Raw genomic sequence first — 21,072 nt, 5'->3', positions numbered from 1 at the left:
CAGACAGCCGCGATGGCTGTCTGTTTTTAGATGTCCTTCCCTTTATAGGCATCATCTGATTCATTCATGAGACGCTCCCGCTCAGCGTGCGTCTGCGGAAAGCCGTTCGCTTGCCACTCGGCCCGGTGATTCGAGTCAAGTTGAGTGAGACCCGCTTCCGCCTCGTCTTTATCTGAATCGACACTTTCCATGCGATCCATCTTGCTCCATGTATCCTCATCGTGGTCTTGCGTCAAGAGCGCTGCCACTTTCGGCGCGACGAGCGCAGCCCCGGCCACACCGAGTACGATTCCCATTAAGACTTTCTTATCCATCCGAATACCCCTCCTTAGTCACTATGTACCGATAATTCCACTGTTCCGCAAAATCGAAACCCGTTTCCTAAAGCGTTTACACAATTTAACAGAGTGGAATAACAATCAACACAAGGAGGCGATGAGGATGAAGAAATCACAGAACCCGTCAAAGCGACCGTTCGATAATCCGGATGCTGTCGATACCGACAAGGAGAGCATCTTCGACCAGGAGGGCATGGAGACCGTCGACCCGATTCCGGTGGAAGAGCTGAACCAAAAAGTGAAAGATGAAAAACAGAAACGACACTCGAAGGACGACTCTGTCAGCGAGAAAAAATATGACGGCAACAAATAAAGATGCGGACGAATTCGTCCGCATCTTTATTTCACGTTAAATCTTTTGGCGAGAAGCCGTATGGTAGCATCTCTTCTTTTGTCATCACTTTCGTCTCTCCGGCCATGTTCGCGAGAATCAACGTAAAGTCGTCACTCGCAAACTCGGCAATGACTTGACGGCAAGCACCGCACGGCGAGATTGGACCCGCTGTGTCTCCAACGACAACGACCGTCTCGATTGCCTTGCTGCCTTCCGATACCGCTTTGAAGATGGCGGTCCGTTCTGCACACATCGACAACCCGTACGAAGCGTTTTCGACGTTGCAACCTAAAATTTCTTTGCCGGTCTCGTCAATGACGACGGCCCCGACATTGAATTTCGAATACGGTGTATAGGCACGCGACCGTGCATCAATTGCTTTATGGACAAGCTCGTTCACTTTTTCTTGTGGGATCATCTGATGTTCCTCCGCTTCTTAACGTTTATCAAAAGAAGTCTGACATCTGAACTATAGCGTGAAAACACTGTTTTTGCAAGCGTTTTCACAACCCCGTCAATACTTTTTCTTTTTCTTTTTCTCGAAGACGACGATTGACTCGACGTGCGCCGTCTGCGGGAACATATCGTACGGCTGGATATAGTTGATTTTATAGTCGGCTTTCATGAGTTGGTCCGCATCCCGTGCGAGTGTCTGCGGGTTACATGACACGTAGACGATGCGTTTCGCTTTCGATGAGATCATTGCGTTGAGGAGCTGATGATCGACACCAGTGCGCGGCGGATCGACGACGATGACATCTGGAATCCAACCGTCCTTGACCCAGCGCGGAATCCAGTGCTCGGCCCGGCCTTCAACATAGGTTGCATGGCTGAACCCGTTCTCACGCATGTGCGCATTCGCATCTTCGACTGCTTCTGGGACGACTTCCATCCCGCGAATCTCTTTTGCATGTGGCGCGAGCCATAGCCCGATTGAACCGACACCAGCGTACGCATCGATGACCCGTTCTTGACCCGTTAGGCCAGCCGCCTCGACGACTTCCCGATACATGACTTCCGTCTGAGCCGGATTGAGTTGGAAGAACGCACGCGGTGACAAGTGGTAATGGACGTCGTCAAGCTGTTCGTCCATCTTGTCTTGCCCGGCGATATGAACCGTGCGGTACCCGAAGATGACGCCTGAACGGTTCGAGTTAATATTCAAGTGGAACGACACGACGTTCGGCAACGCCATGATGCGGTCACTCAGTTCGTCCAAACGCGGGACATCTTCATTCCCGACGACGAGTACGACTTGAACGTCATCCGTCTTATAGCCCGAGCGGACGATGACGGTACGGGCAAAACCGACGTCACGGCGCGCATCGTATACAGGGATGTCGAGTTCGTTCAAAATACGGACGATGGCGTTGTTGATGTTCGTCGTGTCGCGCTGCTGCACCATGCAGTGTTCGATTGGCACGAGCTCATTCGTGTTCGGCTTGTAGAGCCCTGACACGATTTCACCGCGGCGCGTCGAGAGCGGGAATTGTGACTTGTTGCGGTAATACCAAGGGTTGTCCATCCCTTTCGTACCACGGATATCCGATTTGTCGACGTTCAATTTCGTCTTTTGACGGAAGGCGTTGCGGACGATTTCTTCTTTATAGTCCATCTGCAGGCGCGGACTCATATGTTGAATCTGGCAACCGCCACACTCGTCATAAATCGGACATGGTGGCTTGACCCGGTCCGGTGAATCATTATCGCGCTTGATGACGCGTGCCTCGGCGTAGTTCCGCTCGACGCGCGTAATTTCGACTTTCGCCTTTTCTCCAGGTAATAAGTTCGGAATGAAGATGACCATGCGATCAATCGTCGCGATGCCCTCTCCGTTAATCCCTAGCCGCTCGGCTTGGGCGCTTGTGTATTCTCCTACGATCAGTTTCAATGTGTTTCATCCTTTCGAGATACTTGTTCTAAATCTTTGGCGTAACGTACGACTTTCGCACGTAAGGAATCAATATCAGCTAACAATCGATGCAAATCCTCTGGCGTCGTGAATTCGTCCAACGTATTGACTGATAAGCACAGTAATTCCGTTCTCGATTTTAACACGTTCATTTTTCCTGCCGTATCTGTTCGTGATTTACCCATCTCGTGATCGCTCCTTTGGTTCGTGACAAAGAGTTGTTATTATAGCATACTATTTCGTGTGACTTGAAGAAAAGGTGGAATTGATATGCAAAACATCTCGACAACGTTTGATCCGTGGGAAGCATACCTCGATCAAACCGAGTTCGGTCGCCTCGTCCTTTCGAACGTAGAAGTGACGACGACCAAACTATGCAATATGCGCTGCGAGCATTGCGCGGTCGGCTATATGCTCGACCAGACAGAAGAACCCGAAGTCCCACTCGACTTATTGATTTCGCGTTTGGATGAAATCGAGCATTTACGCGCGTTTTCGATTACGGGCGGCGAACCGATGCTGTCGATGAAATCGGTGCGCAACTACGTCGTCCCACTCTTGCGTTACGCTAAGGAGCGCGGCGCCCGCACGCAAATCAACTCAAACTTGACGCTCCCGCTCTCTCGCTACCATCTTATTACCCCTTACCTCGACGTTTTGCACATTTCGCATAACTGGGGAACGGACGCCGACTTCTTAGAGGGCGGTTTCGCGATGATGGACCGAAAACCGAGCGCGGAGGCACGTTTGAAGATGCTTCAGACGATGAAAGACAACGCCCGTGCGCTTACGGCCGAGGGTGTAATCGTATCGGCCGAGACGATGCTCAACAAACGGACGATTCCGCACTTGAAGGCAATCCATGAAGAGATTGTCGCACTCGGCTGTCAACGTCATGAAGTGCACCCAATGTACCCCGCCGATTTTGCAAGTGCGCTCGAGTCGGCGTCGCTCCCTGACACCCGCCAGGCGATTCACGACCTGCTCGATGTCCGGGATGAGAACGTTTGGATGCTGTTCGGAACGTTGCCGTTCTATGCTTGTTCCGAGTTACCGGAAGACCGCGCTTTATTGAAACGGCTCCACGAGGCGAAGAACGTGACCGTGCGAAACGACCCGGATGGCCGCTCACGCCTCAACACGAACATCTTCGACGGCCAAATCATCGTCACCGACTTCGGTGATGAGCTCGGCACGCTCGGGACGTTGTATGACACCTCGTTCCAAGACGCGTATGAGGCGTGGACGAACAGCAGTTTGAACGCCACACTGTCCTGCCACTGTCCGGCTGTCAAATGCCTCGGCCCGAACGCACTCGTCAAACAAGCGTACTATCCTGAAGTGAACTTCCGGGAACGTGTGGCCGAACCGTTTTAATTGCTTCGATTCGGGAAATGTTCAGTATATAAACTGAATCGAGGTGTTTGAAGATGACAGCCATCTATGTATTTATGATCACCGTCATGGCCATCATCATTTTCGGTGGTGTGCTCAGCATCTTATTGACAGCCGCATTCGTTTCAGACAAAGTAGACCGTGATGAAGTATTCAGTCAAGGCAGTTGGGACGATGAACTCTTACACTTGAACCATGTACCCCAACCGATTGACGAGCCAAAAAGCTGAGACTCTTCTCAGCTTTTTACTATGCAATCAATGATGAGGTGAACTATGCAACGCTTTCGATTTTCAATTTTATTACTTGTCGTCTTTATCTCCGGCTTGATTCAAGGTGCGCTCATCCCGCTCTTGTCGACACTCATCGAACGGGACGGCAACCCGGCCTGGTTGAACGGGTTGAACGCGACCATGCTCTATCTCGGGGTCATCGTCTCCGCCCCGCTACTCGAACGGTTCGTCCGCAAGTACGGATTTCGTCCGACCATCGTCCTTGGCATCATCTTGACGGCGCTCGCTACGTTCTTCTTGCCGCTCTGGCCGTCCCTGCTCATGTGGGCGCTCATGCGTTTCGTCATCGGCTTCGGTGACTCGGCGCTCCATTACGGATCCCAAGTGTGGGTCACGTCCGCGAGCGATAAGCGGAGCCTGGGACGAGCAATGGCGTATTACGGGATGGCGTTCAGCCTCGGTTTCGCGGTCGGTCCGCTTATCGCGCCGCTCGTCGACCTTCACTTTTGGCTGCCGTTCCTCGTCTTGATCGTCTTCTGTCTCGCATCCTTGTTCTTGATCTTCAAGGTCGACAATGAGTATCCTGAGGCCGAGAAAGTGAAGACCGACTCGAAAGGACGCATCCGACTCGTCCTCATCGGCGGCGGGTATACGCTCTTACCTGCTTTTACATACGGGTTCCTTGAAGCGAGCTTGAATGCCAACTTACCGATTTTCACAGTCCGCAACGATATCGGGCTCACGCAGACGAGCACGCTCATCACGACGTTCATCGTCGCCTCGATTGTCGTGCAATTACCGCTCGGTCGGCTCGCCGATCACTTCGGGAAAAAGCGGATTCTTCAAATCGTCCTGACACTCGGCACGCTCGTTTTTGCGATCGCCAACCTGGCTGTCGACCATTACGTCTGGCTCCTCGTCTTGTTCGCGCTCGCAGGCGCCGGGCTCGGCTCGACATATTCGCTCGGACTGGCCCATATGACGGAAGTGTTGCCACGTTCGTTGTTACCGACCGGCAATATGCTCTATAGCATCTCGTTCAGCGTAGGTTCGATTAGCGGACCGATGATTGGCGCATTTTGGATCGCGTTGCCAAAAGAAGTGTATTTCTTGATGTATACGCTCATTCTTGGGATTTTGGCCATCAGTTTATTCACGGCGAAAGCCAAGCCGATTGACATCTAAAAGGGAGGGTCTCCGCCGAGACCCTCCCTGTTTCACGTTATTCTTTCACCGGACCGAGCCTGACATCGTTTCGTTCGAACGCCCGCATGAACACCTCATCGAGCGCGAACGGTTCCGTCTCGAGCGAGGCCAACACGTCGGACTTGAGCGTGACTTCAATGACTCGATCATTGATTTGCCATTTCGTCTGAATGTCTTCGCCATGCCTCATAGCACGCGCGTCCACTTGCTCATGATGTTCCTTCAACCCGCGACTTACGCACTTCATCACGTATTTGACATACTCGTCTCGCGGTTGTCGAGAGATGAGTATGTTTCGGACGATTGGATTTCTTGCCACGGTAGCACCCTCCTTTCTTTTCGATTCGCACGCAAGTCTTTACAACGAAGACCGATTTCAACTGAAAGAATTCAGAATTTTTAATATATTTTGCCATGGGAACAAGATTCCGTCAACCATGCCTCTCCCTCACTTTGTCATCGCACTCCCCGATTCGCTCGTCCTTGAAAATATGTGGAGAGATAAATCCCAGCGATGACGAACAACAACCCGACAAGCGCGTTCCATGGAATCGTCTCCCCGAGTAACACGCTCGATAGGACGACACCGAATAAGGGAACAAAGAACATATAGAGCGATACCCGGCTGACCGGATTATATTTCATCAGCGTATTCCATAATGTGAACCCGACCGCCGACAAGAGGGCGAGATACAACAAGAAGAAGAGGGTCGTCACGGTGTAAGGCAGGAACACATCCCCTGGCGCAAGCACGTAACCGACGATGAGTAGTCCGAGCGAGCCAATCACCATCGCCCAAGCCGTCATCGGAGCGACGTCATGCGAGCGCGAATAATCTTTGGCAACCAAATTCCCGAACGCGCCTGAGATCATCGCCATAATCAGCAGAATCTCTCCAATCCCAAACCCGACTTCCGCGCTTGCCGTCGGCCAGTTGGCGATGACGATTCCGGAGAATCCGAGCGTAAGGGCAATCCCTTTCAAACGATTCAAGCGATCATCCTCATAACGAAAATGAGCGAGTGCCATCTGGAAAAATGACGTCGACCCCGCGATAATCGAACCCTGCACCCCCGTCGAGATGGAAAGTCCGATATAGAAGAACAAATATTGTAAGAACGTCAGAAATGCCCCTAAATGCGCATACGCCTTTAGCTTTTCAGCAGTTAAGCGAATCGGGCGCTTGAAGACGAGTCGACTGATGACGAGTAAGAGCAGACCGGCCAATAAAAAGCGTTCCCCGGCAAAGAACAGCTGTTGCCCGTATTCGTGGTCCTGGATATCGAGCGCTTCGTAGCTCAGTTTGATGAACGGAAAGGCGCTCCCCCATAAGAACGTGTTGAATAGGGCCAAGAACGTGACCGTCCAAGGGCGTTGAAATACATTCGGCATGACACAAAAACTCCTTAATCTTTTAGTTTGTGAGTGATTACGTTTGGTGCTAAAATAGACTTACACGATAATCATTATAAATAAGGGATTCACCTTTAATTCGCGTAAAACCTAATAATATCAACAATGGATAATGATAATCATCCTCATTCATTATCATTTAACTGATATATATTCTCAATTAGAAAGAGGTGCTCACATGAACACATCAACCGTCACACACGAAAAAAGCCACGTCTTCAAACGGGCCAGCTGGGTCGAACATATCGAGCTCATCATGGCGCTCATCAGTGGTGTATTGATTGTACTCGCATATATCGCGGAAAGACAAGACGGAGCTCCTGCGCTCTACGTCACTCTGTATTTGACCGCCTTTTTAATCGGCGGATATGCCAAAGCCAAGGAAGGCTTGACCGATACATGGGAGACGCGCTCCTTGAACGTCGAGCTACTCATGATTATCGCCGCCATCGGTGCCGCTTCAATCGGGTACTGGATGGAAGGCGCCATCCTTATCTTCATCTTCGCGTTATCAGGCGCCCTTGAGACGTATACGATGAATAAAAATGAGCGTGCCCTTGAATCGCTCATGGAACTCCAACCTGAGCAAGCGACCCGATTGAACAGCTCGGGCGGCCTCGAGGTCGTCCATATCGACGAACTGCGCGTCGGTGACCACATCTACGTAAGACCCGGCGAGCGCATCCCGGTCGACGGTCGGATTTTGAAAGGTAGCGCCTCGATTGAGGAAGCCGCCATCACCGGTGAATCGATTCCGGTCGACCGGAACGTCGGCGATGAGGTATATGGATCAAGCGTAAACTTGAACGGTGTCTTGACGCTCGAAGTGACAAAGCTCGCCACAGAGACATTGTTCCAAAAAATCATTCAAATGGTCCAGCAGGCGCAAGAAGAAAAATCACCGTCCGCCCAGTTCATCGACCGGTACGAGGGACGCTACGTTCAAGTCGTGCTCGCTTCCGTCACGGCAATCATCTTGTTCGGCCCGGTATTGACGTCATGGTCGCTCGAGACGAGCATTTACCGCGGGATGATCCTTCTCGTTGTCGCTTCGCCGTGTGCCCTCGTTGCCGCCATCACTCCGGCGGCACTCGCAGCCATTGCCTCGTCTGCTAAACACGGGATTTTATTCAAAGGCGGCGTCCATATCGAAAATATGGGACGTTTGAAAGCCGTCGCGTTCGATAAGACCGGTACGCTCACAATCGGTAAACCAGAAGTCCAAGCGGCGTTGATTCATCCCGATACGACACAAGAACACGTGTATCGCATTGTCAGCTTGATTGAAGAACATTCGATGCATCCGCTCGCTGAGGCGCTCGTTCAGTACACGGGCAGTTATACGGGGGCGATGGAACACTTTAAAGACGTGACCGGGTCTGGGATTGAAGCGACCATCGACGGTGTCGCTTACCGGGTCGGTAAACAGAAATTCGCCGATCGCAGCCACGACTTTTTCCGCGACGAAGTCGAACGTTTGAAAGCGGCCGGCCACACACTCGTATTCATCAGTGACGAAGAGAAGACAATTGGGGCGTTCGCGCTTCGAGACACGTTACGTCCCGAGGCCAAGCAAGCGATCGAGCGACTCAACCACCTCGGCATCGCCACCATCATGATCACGGGTGACAACGAGGCAACAGCACGCGCCATCGCCTCCGAGGCCGGCTTGACCCGCTATATTGCCGAATGTCTTCCGGAAGAGAAAGTCGAGCACATTAAACGATTGAAACAAGAGTATGGCAGCATCGGCATGATTGGTGACGGGATTAACGACGCCCCTGCCCTCGCGACGGCCGATGTCGGGATTGCGATGGGAGAAGGGACGGACGCCGCTCTCGAGACGGCCGACGTCGTCTTGATGAAGAACGACTTGAACCGCCTAAGCTCGGCCATCAAACAGTCGCGTAAGTTGAATCGGGTCGTCCTCCAAAACGTCGTGTTCGCATTAGGGGTCATCCTCGTATTGATTGCGACGAACATCTTCGAATTGCTCGTCATGCCATTCGCCGTCGTCGGGCACGAAGGATCGACCATCCTCGTCATTTTGAACGGCCTGCGCTTGCTCAGCACGTCATGGGACTGACAAAATTCGACACCTTCCGAAACCGTCATTGAAAGCCGTTGGCGATTTCGCTATAATTGAAACAATGTGTCTAATTAGACCGGAACTGATTAGGAAGATTGGCTAAAGGTGGTACAGTGTATGAATACGATAGCAGTAATCGGCAAAGTGTTTGTCGATATTAAAGGAACCTCGTTCGCCCCGCTCCATAAAGATGCCAAGAACGTCGGTGACATCGCGTTCTCAAACGGCGGAACCGGCCGTAACGTCGCTCAAAATTTAGGTGTCCTCGGCAATGATGTCCGTTTCGTGTCGACCGTGACGAACGATCAAATCGGGATGGGGGTCCTCGAGGAACTCCGCGGTTTGAATGTGAACGTCGATCACGTCGATTTGCTCGATGACAACGGCATGGGCATGTGGCTGGCCGTCATGGATAACAACGGCGATCTTCAAACGTCGATCTCGAAGCAACCGGACGAGGCGATGATGGAAGAATGTATCCTTCGTCGCATCGATACGGTGTTCGCCGAAAGTCAGGCGGTCGCCATCGACCTCGACTTGTCGGTCAACGTGCTCAACGAGACGATTGAGCTATGCCGCGAGATGAAACTCCCGCTTTACGGCGTGTGTGGCCATCTGTCTGTCATCGAACGGAACCGCCATTTGCTTCAAGGCTTCACCGGCTTCATCTGTAGCCGTGAAGAAGCAGAGATTTTATCTGACATGTCAATCGTCACGGTGGACGATGCGTTACGTGTCGCCGAAGTGCTCGCCATGAAAGGTGCCCCGCTCACAATCGTCACGATGAGTGAACTCGGTGCGGTCTATGTCGACTTGCGTACGAACGAACAAGGCCACGTCCCGACGACGAAAGTGAAAGTCGCCGACTCGACCGGTGCCGGTGACTCGTTCTTCTCCGCTGTCATCTCCGAGTTGATGAAACGTCATCCGATTGAGGATGCGCTCCGACTCGGCATGCGCGTCGCCGGGAAAGTCATCGCCTCGCACGATAACGGCCTGACGCCTGATATGTATGCATCACTCGAACAACCAGCAGCAGATTAACCAAAACGCATCGGCCGCGAGTCGATGCGTTTTGTTCACGATTCGAAATCGAAAGGAACGATTCCATTGGTCAGAACGAAATTACGCAGTGCCATCATCCTCGTGAATGAACATGATGAAGTCGCGCTCATTCGCCGAGAAAAAGAGAACCTCTTGTATTATGTCTTCCCAGGTGGCGGAGTCGAATTCGGCCATACCGCCGAAGAGACGGCCGTCCGTGAGGCGTTCGAAGAGCTCGGCGTCCACGTCGAACTCGAAGGGGTCGCCGCTCACGTCGCTTTCAATGGCGAGTTGAACCCGTATTACTGGGCTCGCGTGACCGGTGGCGAATTCGGCACCGGCACAGGCGAAGAGTTTCAAGCCGAACAGACGAACGGTTCATACACACCGATGTGGGTGAAACGCAGCGCGCTCAGCCATTTGCCGGTACGACCGCCGTCACTCGCCGACTTGCTCGCGAACGAGGCCGAGCGCTTTTTCAATAAAACGCTGGCCGAAGACTGATTTTATGTGTAGCCTTCTGACATTTCGGGAAAGAAAGTTTCTAACGATAACGTTCAGGAGGCTCATACATGGATACTACAGAAGTGAAAGAAAAAAAGAATTGGTTCGCCTTCGGGAAGGAGCTGCTTCGTCGCTTCAAAGAACATGATGTTCAAGATTACGGCGCGACGCTCGCTTTTTTTTGGTTCTTATCGATTTTCCCGGGCATCATCTTCATTCTCGCGTTGCTGTCGTTCTTCGACATTTCCCAGGCATCGTTCCAAGAACAGTTGAACAACTTGGCGCCTGGGGCGGCCGCGACTGATTTTTTGACCGGGATTTTTGACGCGATTGGCGAACCGCGCGGCGGACTCCTCTCAATCGGTGCGATTTTGGCGATTTGGTCGGCCGCTAAAGGGGTCGAACGCTTGATTAACATGGCGATTCACGCATACGGGGAAGACAACGAACGAAATTTTTTCGTCAGCAAAGGCATCGCGCTCGGCTTGACGCTCTTGCTCGGTGTCGGCGTACTGTTGCTCATCGTCTCGAACGTGTTCGGTTCACAAATCATCGACTTTTTGATGCGCTTCATCCCAATCTCAGGGGCTGACGTCATCTTGATTAACGTGTTCCGCTACGTGTTGACGACCGTCATCTTGATTTTGACGCTCTCGATCTTTTATAAGATTGCTCCTCAACAACACGTGTTTTGGAAGAGCACGATTCCAGGCGCGATCTTCGGCGTCATCGCCTGGCAGCTCGTCTCACTCGGATTCAGCCTGTACGTCTCAAACTTCGGCAACTACGATTCGACGTACGGTTCACTCGGGGGGATTATCGTCACGTTGCTCTGGTTACAATTGACCGGCATGATCATTTTGATCGGGTCAGAAATCAATGCTACTTGGCAACGTTTCTTCAAAACGCCGAGCGAACGTGAGTACGAGAAAAACTATAAGAAAAATAAAAAGTCCAAATCGAAAGATTCGGACGAGGACGAGTATAAAGACATTCCCGTCAACACATACGGGTAACCAAAGAAAGGCGGTCTCTGCAGGAGAGACCGCCTTTTACGTTATGCTTCGACGACATCGAGACGTCCCGTCGCCGGATCGATGACGAATCCGTGGACGTTCGTGCCCGGTGGCAAGAGTGGATGGTTTTTGATGAGACTGACCGAGTTGACGACGTTCGCTTCGACCGAGTCAAACCCGTGTAACCACTTCTCCAAATCCATACCCGACGATTTGAGCGTCTGGAGCGTTTGCGGTTCGATTCCGCGACGCTCCATTTCGCCGATGACCGCGTTCGGGTCGATGGCTGCCATCCCGCAATCATAGTGCCCGATGACGATGACTTCTTCCGCTCCGAGCGCATACAGCGCGACAAGAATGGAACGCATGACCGAACCGAACGGATGCGATAGGACAGCACCCGCATTTTTTATGATTTTAGCATCCCCGTTTTTCAAACCGAGAGCTTTCGGCAGTAACGCCGTCAGACGTGTATCCATACATGTTAAAATGACGATTTTCTTATCGGGGAACTTGTCCGAGACGAACTCTTCGTATTGTTTCTCCGAGACGAATTTTTCATTGAACGCTAACATTTCTTGAACGACTGACATATGGTTCCCTCCTTTTATTTACGCGATGAATCGCGCGACCATCAAACCGATGACCATCCAAGCACCGAACAACGTGTTCACTTTTGCGGTCATCGCCATCGCTGGCATCAATTGAGCCGGTTCCTGTTTGATCCAAAAGCGTTTCACCGCCCGAATCATAATCGGAATGGTCAAGAGTGACAACAGCACCCAAGGCGTCACGCCAAACCCGACGACAGCGACGATAATGCCAATCAACGCCGCGATAAAGAATCCGGCTAAGACGAGAACCGCACGTCGATGTCCGACGAGACAGGCAATCGTTTTGCGCCCGTTCACTTTATCGTTATCTAAGTCGCGAATATTGTTCGCGAGCAAGATGGCCCCGATTAACAGCGCCATCGGGAACGACACGAGCAACAGCTCCGTCGTCACCGTTCCGATTTGGAGGTATCCTGAAATCCCGATAATGACATACCCCATGAACAGACCGGCGACGAGTTCACCGAACGGTGTATAGGCGATGGGAAGCGGACCTCCTGTATAGAGGAACCCGACGACCATCGACAACACGCCGATCCAAATCAAGTGCCAGCTCGTCGAAGCGGCGATATAAAGACCGAGCACGGCCGCTACCCCGTACATCCCAAGGGCAATCCCGAGGACTTGGCCCGGTGTGAATCCATCGCGTACGATTGAACCACCGATTCCGATTGACCCTTCATGGTCGAGCCCGCGCTTATAATCGTAATACTCATTGAATAAATTCGTCGCGATTTGAATCAAGACCGAGGCGATGAGCATCGCCAGGAACAGTCCCCATTTCAATTCGACTTGCCCGAGGACGATGAACGTCCCTAACAGCACCGGTATGAAGCTCGCCGTCAATGTGTGCGGACGAATCATGCGCCAATAGGCACCTTTCTCTCTCTTCTTCATGCACTTCCCTCCCTTCGTTAGTTTACGTCTCTTTAAAAAAATCTGTCAATGCCCGTCGCTCGAACGGTTCCCTTCACTTTCCCGAGCATTTGACGGCCAGTTCTGCCGTGAAGTCATGATACACTAAAGAATGAGAATTCCATTGGATTGAGGAGGCTTTTCTTACATGCCAGATACTCAAACACACATTAAACAACGAATCGAGCAAGCCCATAAACGGGCACGTGCTTGGCAACGGCCGGTCTTGGCCTCCTACACGTGGGAGATCCCTTCGTTCGATGCGTTTCATATCATTCAAAACACGGAAACGTCCCATTATTATTTTTCGACACCCGACCGCTCCCTCGAGATGCTCGGATGTGCCGATGCGCTCGTGTTGACGGCTTCTGGCCCGGAACGGTTCCAACGGTTGCAATATGATTGGAGCCTGCACCGCCGGGACGTCGACGCGGTCATTTATGCGTTCTCGGGCTTCTCGTTCGACACGTTCATCCGCCCCCAGAAAAATATGTGGGAAGCGTTCGGCGAAGCGTCATTGGTCGTGCCTAAATTTTTATATCGCCGTTCGGGTGACAAACACACGTTGACCGTCTCGACGCTCGTCTCCGCGAAACGTTCGGTCGAACAATATTTGATTCAATTGGCCGATCAGCTCGCCCAGTTCAACGCGTTGCACGCTCCCGACGAGCAGGCACCGACCTACTCTCAAGTGAAAGATGGCGTCGACCACTTCAAGTCGAGCTTCCAACAAGCCAAACTGAACATCTCGGAAGAACGCGTCGAGAAAATCGTCATCGCCCGTGAAGAGATATATCAAACATCAGAAGAGCCGTTCCCGTTCGCGACGACGTTACGCCATTTGTCAGAACATCAAACGGGCAGTTACGTCTTCTTATATCAACCGAAGCGAGAAATCGGCTTTTTCGGGGCGACCCCGGAGCGCCTCGTCAAAAAACAAGGGCCGTACATCGAAACGGCAGCCATCGCCGGAACGATTAAACGACCGGACACAGAAATCGAGGCGGATGTAGCCAAACAGACGCTGTTGCACGATGCCAAGAATTTAGATGAGCATCAAATCGTCGTGAAGGACATTAAAAACGCCCTCACTCCATACGCGGCTACTATCAAGGCACCCGAAACGCCGCGTATATTAGAAAATCGCTCGGTGTTCCATCTGCATACACCGATTCAAGCGACACTCGATACGAACGCATCATTGCTGTCCATCATCGAGTCGCTCCACCCGACCCCCGCGCTCGGCGGTTCACCGAAACGGACGTCCGTCCGCTTATTGCGTGAGATTGAGCGCTTCGACCGCGGTTGGTACGGTTCGCCGTTCGGCTGGTTGAATACGGAAGGAGAAGGCGAATTCGTCGTCTCAATCCGATCCGCCCTCGTGCATCACCAATTCGTGGCGCTATACGCAGGCTGTGGAATCGTCCAAGAGTCTGAGCTCGAAGCGGAACTCGCCGAGACGGAAATCAAGCTCAGTCCAATCAAGCAAGCACTCGGGTTGGACAAAGTAAGCGCAGGAGGCAATCAAGCATGAATGAAACGTTAACGGATTGGGTCGCCCAGATGATGAACCGGCTCGTCGAACAAGGCGTCGAGGATATTGTCATCAGTCCCGGTTCGCGCTCGACCCCGCTGGCCATGGCCGCTTATCTTCATCCGAGCGTCCGTCATCATATCATCGTCGATGAACGTTCGGCCGCCTTCTTCGCTCTCGGCTTGACCCGCTCGACCTCATCGTTGCGACCGGTCGCGCTCATCTGCACGAGTGGCACCGCCGCGACCAACTACTTTTCCGCGGTGGCCGAGGCAAACATCTCGCAGTTGCCGCTCATCGTATTGACGACAGACCGTCCGCATGAACTACGGAACGTCGGCGCTCCTCAAGCAATCGATCAAGTCCGGCTGTACGGCGAGCACGTCAAAGCGAGCATCGACCTCCCTGTTCCTGAAGCCGCCAGCCAGCGCTACATGGAACAAGCGGTGACACGGCTCGTTCGAACGAGCATGCACGCGCCGTTCGGACCAGTCCACGTGAACATCCCGTTCCGCGAGCCGTTATTGCCGGACATCGAACGCTTAACGTCACTGCTTGAAGGGGACACCGAATTGTCTGAACCGACCTATCTCAAACCGACAACAAGTGACGTCAACCGCTTCAAACGAGACATCGATGTTGACCGTCTCGCCTTCCTCGTCGGTCCCGGGACACCGGCGTCATGGCTTGAGCCGATTTATAAAGCGGCGCGAACGTATCATATCCCAATTTTCGCCGACCCGTTGAGCGGGATGCGCCGATTTGACCACGTGCTGACGAACTACGACACGTGGCTCGCGAGCGAGCATCGGACGGAATGGACGCCTGACACGGTCGTCCGCTTCGGCGCCGCTCCTGTCTCGAAACGATTGAACCAGTGGCTCCAGGACGTCCCGTGCGTCTTGATTGAGCAACCGGGCTCGTTCCGCGACCCGTCAAATCATGCTACGGTCGTGTACGGAGATGCGATTGATTATGTAGCCGCCATCAACAAAAACTATGACGTCGACTTATTCGATCGGTTCGCGTTGTTCGAACAGATCACCGAATCCGCGAAACCTGCTTTGAGCGGAGAAAGTGCATTGACGCGTCATTTGCTAGCGTCACGTCTCGAACGCATCTTCGTTAGCAATAGCATGCCGATTCGTGATATCGATACGGCACTTTCAGCCGGTCAGTCGATTGACGTCGTCGCCAACCGCGGGGCGAATGGGATTGACGGCATCATCTCGAGCGCGCTCGGTGCCTGTCACGATACGGACAAGGCTGCCCTGTTAATTGGCGACTTGGCGTTTTATCATGACAGCAACGCGCTCCAACTCGTCAAATCGCACCCAGGTACGTTCTCCATCGTCGTCGTCAACAACGACGGGGGCGGCATCTTCTCCTTCTTGCCACAAGCTTCGATCGCACCGCAAATGTTCGAGGACTTGTTCGGGACGCCGCTGCAGTTGAATCTACGTGGATTCGCTGACACGTACGGGCTCAGCTATCAACGGCTCGAGCAGCCTGAAGACGTCACGGCCGCCATCGAGGCGGGCGTCCAACTCATCGAGTTCCCATCCGACCGTACGACGAACGTGGCGGAGCACCGTCGTTGGACTGCTTCGCTCACGGACCGCTTGGCGACGGGGAATGAGTCGTGATGCGTCCGCTGCGAGGCGTCTCGTACGAGGTGCTCGAACGCGGCAACGGCCGGCCGGTCTTGCTGTTGCACGGCTTCACAGGAAACGCGGGATGGCTTTCCCGCTTCCCGGAACTACCCGTCCGACTCGTCGCCCCGACACTGTTGCAACATGGTGAAACGGGCCATCAGCCGGTCGAGCGTGCCAAGATGAGTCAACAGGTAAAAGACTTGTCGGCGCTACTCGACACGGACGAAGGTCCGTGGACGGTCGTCGGTTACTCGCTCGGCGGACGTGTCGGCATGACACTCGCCGCCTATGATGATCGGGTCACCCATTTTATCGGCATTAGCACGACGCCCGGACTCAGTGCGGCCGAACGTCGACAACGCCGGCTTCAAGACGAAAAGCTCGCCGAATTCATCGAGCAAGCAGGACTTGAGGCGTTCGTCGACCGTTGGGAACAGCTTCCGCTCTGGCATCAGACTGATGAGATGCGTGCCGCACTCCGTCCTGAGCGGTTGGCCCAACGTCCAGCCGCACTCGCGGACAGCCTCCGCGCTATCGGGACGGGCAGCATGCCGTCGCTCTGGCCGCTACTCGAGCGCTTACCTCGCACCGATTTGATCGTCGGGGAACACGATGTGAAGTTTCAACAGATTGCTCGGAACATGCAGTTGATTCGTCCCGATATTGAAATTCATGAAATTTCGGACGCATCTCATGCTCCACATGTCGAGAATGCCCAACAATTTGGTACAATGATAGAGAAATTGATTTTAGGGGGAATTTAAATGGAATCAGTAGCAAACTGGACATCGGTCCGCACGTACGAAGATATCAAGTACGAGAAGTGGAATGGCATCGCCAAAATCACCATCAACCGTCCGGAAGTACGGAACGCGTTCCGTCCACTCACGGTAAACGAGCTCATCGACGCGTTCGCACGCGCCCGTGACGATAAAGAAGTCGGTGCCATCATCTTGACTGGTGAAGGCGATCAAGCCTTCTGCTCAGGCGGCGACCAAAAAGTACGAGGCCACGGCGGCTACGTCGGTGACGACGAGATTCCACGCTTGAACGTCCTCGACCTTCAACGCTTGATTCGCGTCATCCCGAAACCAGTTATCGCCATGGTAGCCGGTTATGCGATCGGTGGCGGACACGTCTTGCACGTCGTCTGTGACTTGACGATTGCAGCCGACAACGCCCGTTTCGGTCAAACCGGACCAAAAGTGGGCTCGTTCGATGCCGGTTACGGTTCAGGTTACTTGGCTCGCATCATCGGCCACAAGAAAGCACGCGAAATCTGGTACCTCTGCCGTCAATACGACGCACAGCAAGCGCTTGACATGGGACTCGTCAACACGGTCGTCCCACTCGAGCAACTTGAAGCCGAGACGATCCAATGGTGCCAAGAGATCTTGCAACACTCTCCGACGGCCCTTCGCTTCTTGAAGGCAGCGATGAACGCCGACACGGACGGACTTGCAGGACTTCAACAGCTTGCCGGCGACGCGACGCTTCTCTACTACACGACAGACGAAGCGAAAGAAGGACGCGACGCTTTCAAAGAAAAACGCGACCCAGACTTCGGTCAGTTCCCGCGTTTCCCGTAAATCGACAAAGAGTAGCGACTTCGCTACTCTTTTTTTGGAGGTCCTGATGATGAATCGTTATGTGACACAACATCGACGTGACGCCATGGCACTCGTCACCGCGTCCGTCAGTTTGACCTGGGCCGAGTTAAGCGCGGAGAGTGCCCGTTTAGCCCACTTCTTGGAACGGGTCGCACCCGAAGCCCGCCATATCGGATTACGCGCTGCGAACAGCGCTGATTATGTCATCGCTGTCCATGCCATCCAGTTACTCGGAAAAGTGCTCGTTCCGCTCAACACGCGGTTGACGATGAGCGAACTGGCAGGACAAATCGAGACGGCCGATATCGATGTATTGCTCGTCGATGAACCGATTGAACTGTCGATCACCCAATTCGCGTTGACGTCACGAGATGAGGCGTCACTCGCCACACCGCACGAGTGGGCAGACGATGAAGTCATGTCGCTCATGTTCACCTCAGGCACGACCGGTCGAGCCAAGGCCGTAAAGCAGACGTTCGGCAATCACATCGCGAGCGCCGAGGCGGCCAAGACGCGCCTCGGATATGGGATGAGTGATCGGATGCTCATCGTCACGCCACTCTTCCATATGAGCGGACTCGCCCAAGTGTATCGGAGCGCCCGTTTCGGTTCGACATTATACGTCGAACCGAAGTTCGATGTCGTCCGGACACTCGAGTTGATTGAGACGGCAAGAATCACCCACATCTCGCTTGTCGCCGTCATGCTTCAGCGTCTCCTCGACGCAGGTCTTTCCCGCCATCAGCTACGACTTCTGCTCGTCGGTGGTGGTCCCGTACCGCGCCCGTTGCTCGAAGAAGCCGAGCGGCGGCAGTTACCGGTCGCCCAGACGTACGGAATGACGGAAACGTGTTCGCAAGTCGCGACGCTCTTGCCATCCGAGGCGCTCGCCCACATCGGTTCGAGCGGTCAATCGATTGCGCCGACCCAACTCCGTATCAATGCGGATGGGGAGATTGAAGTGAACGGACCGACGGTGACCCCTGGTTACTATAGACAGCCAGAGGCCGACGCCTGGACGCCCGACGGCTATTGGCAGACCGGTGATCTCGGCACAATCAAGGACGGTTACTTGTACGTCCATGACCGTCGCAGTGACTTGATTATCTCTGGCGGCGAGAACATTTATCCAGCCGAAATCGAGAGCGTGTTATTGCGTTGCCAGGGCATTCAAGACGTAGGGGTCGTCGGTCGTCCCGACCCGACTTGGGGAGCGATACCTGTCGCCTTCACGGTCGGTACGTTCGATTTCGATGAGGCAATTCAGCTGTTGCACGACCATCTGGCGTCTTATAAACATCCGAAAGCATGGATTGCCGTCGACAAGTTGCCTCGTAACGCCAACGGTAAATTGATGCGTCATCGCTTAAAGGAGGCTGACCATGATTCGTCGCGCTGAACTGTATATCGTCCCCCTCACGTTCAAACATCCGATTGTCACCGCCCACGCCGTGTTGACGACGAGACGGACGGCCATCCTCCGTCTGGAGACGGTCGACGGTGTTGTCGGCTACGGGGAAGGTGTCGCGTTCGAGACGCCATGGTATACGGCTGAGACCGTCCGCTCCGTCATCGATACGTCCGCTTTAATTATCCAACTGTTGAAAGGAATGACGTTGTCCGCCGCCTCGTTCGGTACCCATGTCAGCTCCATCATCGGCCACCCGATGGCGAAAGCGATGTGGGAGAGCGCTCTATGGGAAGTGGAAGCGGCCCGCGCGAATCAGACATTAAAACAATACGTCCAAGCCGGCGACACCGTGGCCTGTGGCCGGACCATCGGCATCGGTCTGCTCAGTCAAACATTGAACGCCATCGAGTCTGCGCTCGCGTCCGGATTCGACCGGATCAAGTTAAAAGCGTCCCCGCATGAACTACTCCCTGCGCTCGGCGAAATTCGGAACAATTTTCCGGACGCCCCGCTCATGATTGATTTGAACGGAAGTGGCTCCGAGCAACCGCTTGACTGGTTCGAGGCATTAGATACCTACCGTCTCTTGATGATCGAGCAGCCTTATCCGAGCACACATTGGGTCGAGACAGCAGACTTGCAGGCACGGCTCGCCACACCGATTTGTCTCGATGAATCGATTAGCTCGGCTCAAGACGTGGCGACGATGCATCGACTTCGAGCCGGTCGCATCGTCAATATCAAACCGGCCCGCGTCGGCGGCTGGAGCGAGGCACTCGCGATTCGCGATAGCGGCACCCCCTACTGGGTCGGTGGTATGTATGAGTCCTCCATCGGCCGTTATCACACGCTCTTATTCGCCTCAATGAGCGGAGCCGCCTACCCGGCCGATATGGCCGGGACGAGCGTTTACTTCGAGACCGATTTGCTCGATACCCCGCTCGAGGTCGAGAACGGACAGTTGATGCTTCCCGATCAAGTCGCACCGGATTGGACGACAATCGAGCAACTGAGCGAACAGACGATTCGACTCCTGTAAAAACTCCGCAAAAAAGGCGGCAGACCTCGCGTCTGCCGCCTTTTCATCGTTAACGGAATGTGCCCGTCAACACTTCATAGCCGTCTTTCGTGACGACGACCGTGTGCTCGAATTGAGAGACGAGGCTGTTGTTCGGGGTGAACAACGACCAGCCGTCTTCTTCCGATTGATAGACGATTTCGTCTTGCGTCGAGATGAACGTCTCGACGGCAATAACTTGACCTTCTTTCAAGATGTCGTTTTCTTCACGACTATAGTAGTTCGAGATCGTCTCCGGCTCTCCGTGAAGGGTGCGCCCAAGACCATGGCCCGCCAAGTTGCGGATGACCGTGAAGCCGTTCTTCCGGGCATCGGCATAAATCGCCTTGCCGATTTGGTTGACCTTGACGCCCGCCTTCACTTTACTGAGACCTGCTTCGAGCGAGGTCAATGATACTTCGACCAAACGCTCGTGTTTAGCCGATTTCGGCGTGCCCGCGATGACCGTACGCCCAGTGTCGGCATAGTAGCCATCCTTCACGGCCGATACATCGACGTTGACCACGTCCCCGTCTTGGATGACAAGGTCGCCCGGAATCCCGTGGGCTGCGACTTCATTGATGGAGATGCACGTGTAGCCTGGGAACTCATACATCGTAATCGGGGCCGAGGCGGCCCCTTCCGCTTCCAAAATACGTTGTCCAATCTCATCCAACTGTTTCGTCGTCATGCCCGGTTTGACCGCTTTCGCCATCTCGTCGCGCGCCAAGGCGACAATCCGTCCAATCTCACGCAATGCATCGTAATCATAATCTAACATCGTTTTCCCTC

The 21,072-nt window shown here is 53.6% G+C and carries 23 protein-coding genes; 14 read left to right on the top strand and 9 right to left on the bottom strand.

Translation table 11 applies throughout. The annotated features are described in order from the left end of the window. Positions 1–26: 26 nt before the first annotated feature. Positions 27–314 carry a hypothetical protein gene (locus KNP84_RS12345; protein ID WP_021067766.1) on the bottom strand — a complete coding sequence of 96 codons (288 nt, stop codon included), beginning with the start codon at positions 312–314 and terminating at the stop codon, positions 27–29. Positions 315–441: 127 nt separating this feature from the next. Here KNP84_RS12345 and KNP84_RS12340 point away from each other — a divergent pair, with 127 nt between their 5' ends. Further along, positions 442–651, top strand: coding sequence for a hypothetical protein (locus tag KNP84_RS12340; protein ID WP_423783235.1), 210 nt, complete (start codon positions 442–444; stop codon positions 649–651). A 31-nt stretch (positions 652–682) separates the two neighbouring features. Here the strand turns inward: KNP84_RS12340 and KNP84_RS12335 are convergent, their stop codons facing one another. The 3 genes from KNP84_RS12335 to KNP84_RS12325 form a co-directional block, all read right to left on the bottom strand. Next, positions 683–1,090 (bottom strand): cytidine deaminase, encoded by a 408-nt coding sequence (locus tag KNP84_RS12335; protein ID WP_021067768.1) that lies wholly within the window; start codon positions 1,088–1,090, stop codon positions 683–685. Positions 1,091–1,186: 96 nt separating this feature from the next. After that, positions 1,187–2,563: a 23S rRNA (uracil(1939)-C(5))-methyltransferase RlmD gene (rlmD, locus tag KNP84_RS12330; protein WP_131472984.1), complete on the bottom strand. Its 1,377-nt coding sequence runs from the start codon at positions 2,561–2,563 to the stop codon at positions 1,187–1,189. After that, positions 2,560–2,769, bottom strand: a complete 210-nt coding sequence (locus KNP84_RS12325) for a hypothetical protein (RefSeq protein ID WP_016510454.1) — start codon at positions 2,767–2,769, stop codon at positions 2,560–2,562. The genes rlmD and KNP84_RS12325 overlap by 4 nt, the downstream gene beginning before the upstream one ends. Positions 2,770–2,854: 85 nt before the next feature. On the opposite strand from KNP84_RS12325, the gene yfkAB reads away from it, so the two are divergent. From yfkAB to KNP84_RS12310, 3 genes are read left to right on the top strand one after another with little or no spacing between them, the layout of a single operon-like run. After that, positions 2,855–3,961, top strand: a complete 1,107-nt coding sequence (gene yfkAB, locus KNP84_RS12320) for a radical SAM/CxCxxxxC motif protein YfkAB (protein ID WP_214828147.1) — start codon at positions 2,855–2,857, stop codon at positions 3,959–3,961. 53 nt (positions 3,962–4,014) lie between these two features. Continuing rightward, positions 4,015–4,209: a hypothetical protein gene (locus KNP84_RS12315; protein WP_021067771.1), complete on the top strand. Its 195-nt coding sequence runs from the start codon at positions 4,015–4,017 to the stop codon at positions 4,207–4,209. 45 nt (positions 4,210–4,254) lie between these two features. After that, positions 4,255–5,397 (top strand): MFS transporter, encoded by a 1,143-nt coding sequence (locus tag KNP84_RS12310; RefSeq protein ID WP_214837322.1) that lies wholly within the window; start codon positions 4,255–4,257, stop codon positions 5,395–5,397. Between the two features lie 37 nt (positions 5,398–5,434). On the opposite strand, the gene KNP84_RS12305 is transcribed toward KNP84_RS12310, so the two are convergent. Beyond that, positions 5,435–5,737 (bottom strand): hypothetical protein, encoded by a 303-nt coding sequence (locus KNP84_RS12305; RefSeq protein ID WP_021067773.1) that lies wholly within the window; start codon positions 5,735–5,737, stop codon positions 5,435–5,437. A gap of 137 nt (positions 5,738–5,874) precedes the next feature. Further along, on the bottom strand, positions 5,875–6,810 hold the full coding sequence (locus KNP84_RS12300) for a DMT family transporter (protein WP_214837318.1): 936 nt from the start codon (positions 6,808–6,810) through the stop codon (positions 5,875–5,877). A 199-nt stretch (positions 6,811–7,009) separates the two neighbouring features. On the opposite strand from KNP84_RS12300, the gene KNP84_RS12295 reads away from it, so the two are divergent. From KNP84_RS12295 to KNP84_RS12280, 4 genes are all read left to right on the top strand, one after another. Continuing rightward, the gene (locus tag KNP84_RS12295) at positions 7,010–8,917 is read left to right on the top strand and encodes a heavy metal translocating P-type ATPase (protein ID WP_215114870.1); all 1,908 of its coding nucleotides are present in this window, start codon (positions 7,010–7,012) and stop codon (positions 8,915–8,917) included. A gap of 120 nt (positions 8,918–9,037) precedes the next feature. Beyond that, a complete protein-coding gene (locus tag KNP84_RS12290; RefSeq protein WP_021067776.1) occupies positions 9,038–9,964 on the top strand; it encodes a carbohydrate kinase family protein in 927 nt (308 codons plus the stop codon). 24 nt (positions 9,965–9,988) lie between these two features. Beyond that, entirely contained in the window at positions 9,989–10,468 is a 480-nt protein-coding gene (locus KNP84_RS12285; protein WP_051627749.1) for an NUDIX domain-containing protein, read from the top strand. Between the two features lie 68 nt (positions 10,469–10,536). Continuing rightward, a complete protein-coding gene (locus tag KNP84_RS12280) occupies positions 10,537–11,484 on the top strand; it encodes a YihY/virulence factor BrkB family protein (RefSeq protein WP_021067778.1) in 948 nt (315 codons plus the stop codon). A 41-nt stretch (positions 11,485–11,525) separates the two neighbouring features. Here KNP84_RS12280 and KNP84_RS12275 read toward each other — a convergent pair whose 3' ends face one another. Further along, positions 11,526–12,077 (bottom strand): beta-class carbonic anhydrase, encoded by a 552-nt coding sequence (locus KNP84_RS12275; protein ID WP_021067779.1) that lies wholly within the window; start codon positions 12,075–12,077, stop codon positions 11,526–11,528. Between the two features lie 18 nt (positions 12,078–12,095). Continuing rightward, on the bottom strand, positions 12,096–12,995 hold the full coding sequence (locus tag KNP84_RS12270) for a 1,4-dihydroxy-2-naphthoate polyprenyltransferase (protein WP_214802884.1): 900 nt from the start codon (positions 12,993–12,995) through the stop codon (positions 12,096–12,098). A 166-nt stretch (positions 12,996–13,161) separates the two neighbouring features. On the opposite strand from KNP84_RS12270, the gene KNP84_RS12265 reads away from it, so the two are divergent. The 6 genes from KNP84_RS12265 to menC are packed head-to-tail and all read left to right on the top strand — an operon-like array spanning position 13,162 to position 20,262. Then, positions 13,162–14,547 carry an isochorismate synthase gene (locus KNP84_RS12265; RefSeq protein ID WP_058765741.1) on the top strand — a complete coding sequence of 462 codons (1,386 nt, stop codon included), beginning with the start codon at positions 13,162–13,164 and terminating at the stop codon, positions 14,545–14,547. Continuing rightward, a complete protein-coding gene (gene menD, locus KNP84_RS12260; RefSeq protein WP_215114869.1) occupies positions 14,544–16,193 on the top strand; it encodes a 2-succinyl-5-enolpyruvyl-6-hydroxy-3-cyclohexene-1-carboxylic-acid synthase in 1,650 nt (549 codons plus the stop codon). The genes KNP84_RS12265 and menD overlap by 4 nt, the downstream gene beginning before the upstream one ends. Next, positions 16,193–16,966, top strand: coding sequence for an alpha/beta fold hydrolase (locus KNP84_RS12255; RefSeq protein ID WP_215114888.1), 774 nt, complete (start codon positions 16,193–16,195; stop codon positions 16,964–16,966). Before menD ends, KNP84_RS12255 begins: the two co-directional genes overlap by 1 nt. Then, positions 16,967–17,791 carry a 1,4-dihydroxy-2-naphthoyl-CoA synthase gene (gene menB, locus KNP84_RS12250; protein ID WP_021067784.1) on the top strand — a complete coding sequence of 275 codons (825 nt, stop codon included), beginning with the start codon at positions 16,967–16,969 and terminating at the stop codon, positions 17,789–17,791. 49 nt (positions 17,792–17,840) lie between these two features. After that, positions 17,841–19,211, top strand: coding sequence for an o-succinylbenzoate--CoA ligase (gene menE, locus KNP84_RS12245; RefSeq protein WP_215114868.1), 1,371 nt, complete (start codon positions 17,841–17,843; stop codon positions 19,209–19,211). Then, the gene (gene menC / locus KNP84_RS12240; protein ID WP_021067786.1) at positions 19,195–20,262 is read left to right on the top strand and encodes an o-succinylbenzoate synthase; all 1,068 of its coding nucleotides are present in this window, start codon (positions 19,195–19,197) and stop codon (positions 20,260–20,262) included. Before menE ends, menC begins: the two co-directional genes overlap by 17 nt. Positions 20,263–20,311: 49 nt before the next feature. Here menC and map read toward each other — a convergent pair whose 3' ends face one another. Then, positions 20,312–21,061: a type I methionyl aminopeptidase gene (gene map / locus KNP84_RS12235; RefSeq protein ID WP_021067787.1), complete on the bottom strand. Its 750-nt coding sequence runs from the start codon at positions 21,059–21,061 to the stop codon at positions 20,312–20,314. Positions 21,062–21,072 lie beyond the last annotated feature (11 nt).

Source organism: Exiguobacterium sp. s70 (assembly GCF_018618315.1).
Taxonomy (GTDB): Bacteria; Bacillota; Bacilli; order Exiguobacteriales; family Exiguobacteriaceae; genus Exiguobacterium; species Exiguobacterium chiriqhucha.
This window is presented reverse-complemented; position numbering and strand designations above follow the sequence as displayed.

What these genes read in the sequence shown, in the direction of transcription:
- KNP84_RS12345 (WP_021067766.1), bottom strand. Translation starts at nt 314, where the DNA reads ATGGATAAGAAAGTCTTAATGGGAATCGTACTCGGTGTGGCCGGGGCT.
- KNP84_RS12340 (WP_423783235.1), top strand. Translation starts at nt 442, where the DNA reads ATGAAGAAATCACAGAACCCGTCAAAGCGACCGTTCGATAATCCGGAT.
- KNP84_RS12335 (WP_021067768.1), bottom strand. Translation starts at nt 1,090, where the DNA reads ATGATCCCACAAGAAAAAGTGAACGAGCTTGTCCATAAAGCAATTGAT.
- KNP84_RS12325 (WP_016510454.1), bottom strand. Translation starts at nt 2,769, where the DNA reads ATGGGTAAATCACGAACAGATACGGCAGGAAAAATGAACGTGTTAAAA.
- yfkAB (WP_214828147.1), top strand. Translation starts at nt 2,855, where the DNA reads ATGCAAAACATCTCGACAACGTTTGATCCGTGGGAAGCATACCTCGAT.
- KNP84_RS12315 (WP_021067771.1), top strand. Translation starts at nt 4,015, where the DNA reads ATGACAGCCATCTATGTATTTATGATCACCGTCATGGCCATCATCATT.
- KNP84_RS12310 (WP_214837322.1), top strand. Translation starts at nt 4,255, where the DNA reads ATGCAACGCTTTCGATTTTCAATTTTATTACTTGTCGTCTTTATCTCC.
- KNP84_RS12300 (WP_214837318.1), bottom strand. Translation starts at nt 6,810, where the DNA reads ATGCCGAATGTATTTCAACGCCCTTGGACGGTCACGTTCTTGGCCCTA.
- KNP84_RS12295 (WP_215114870.1), top strand. Translation starts at nt 7,010, where the DNA reads ATGAACACATCAACCGTCACACACGAAAAAAGCCACGTCTTCAAACGG.
- KNP84_RS12290 (WP_021067776.1), top strand. Translation starts at nt 9,038, where the DNA reads ATGAATACGATAGCAGTAATCGGCAAAGTGTTTGTCGATATTAAAGGA.
- KNP84_RS12285 (WP_051627749.1), top strand. Translation starts at nt 9,989, where the DNA reads ATGCGTTTTGTTCACGATTCGAAATCGAAAGGAACGATTCCATTGGTC.
- KNP84_RS12280 (WP_021067778.1), top strand. Translation starts at nt 10,537, where the DNA reads ATGGATACTACAGAAGTGAAAGAAAAAAAGAATTGGTTCGCCTTCGGG.
- KNP84_RS12275 (WP_021067779.1), bottom strand. Translation starts at nt 12,077, where the DNA reads ATGTCAGTCGTTCAAGAAATGTTAGCGTTCAATGAAAAATTCGTCTCG.
- KNP84_RS12270 (WP_214802884.1), bottom strand. Translation starts at nt 12,995, where the DNA reads ATGAAGAAGAGAGAGAAAGGTGCCTATTGGCGCATGATTCGTCCGCAC.
- KNP84_RS12265 (WP_058765741.1), top strand. Translation starts at nt 13,162, where the DNA reads ATGCCAGATACTCAAACACACATTAAACAACGAATCGAGCAAGCCCAT.
- menD (WP_215114869.1), top strand. Translation starts at nt 14,544, where the DNA reads ATGAATGAAACGTTAACGGATTGGGTCGCCCAGATGATGAACCGGCTC.
- KNP84_RS12255 (WP_215114888.1), top strand. Translation starts at nt 16,193, where the DNA reads ATGCGTCCGCTGCGAGGCGTCTCGTACGAGGTGCTCGAACGCGGCAAC.
- menB (WP_021067784.1), top strand. Translation starts at nt 16,967, where the DNA reads ATGGAATCAGTAGCAAACTGGACATCGGTCCGCACGTACGAAGATATC.
- menE (WP_215114868.1), top strand. Translation starts at nt 17,841, where the DNA reads ATGAATCGTTATGTGACACAACATCGACGTGACGCCATGGCACTCGTC.
- menC (WP_021067786.1), top strand. Translation starts at nt 19,195, where the DNA reads ATGATTCGTCGCGCTGAACTGTATATCGTCCCCCTCACGTTCAAACAT.
- map (WP_021067787.1), bottom strand. Translation starts at nt 21,061, where the DNA reads ATGTTAGATTATGATTACGATGCATTGCGTGAGATTGGACGGATTGTC.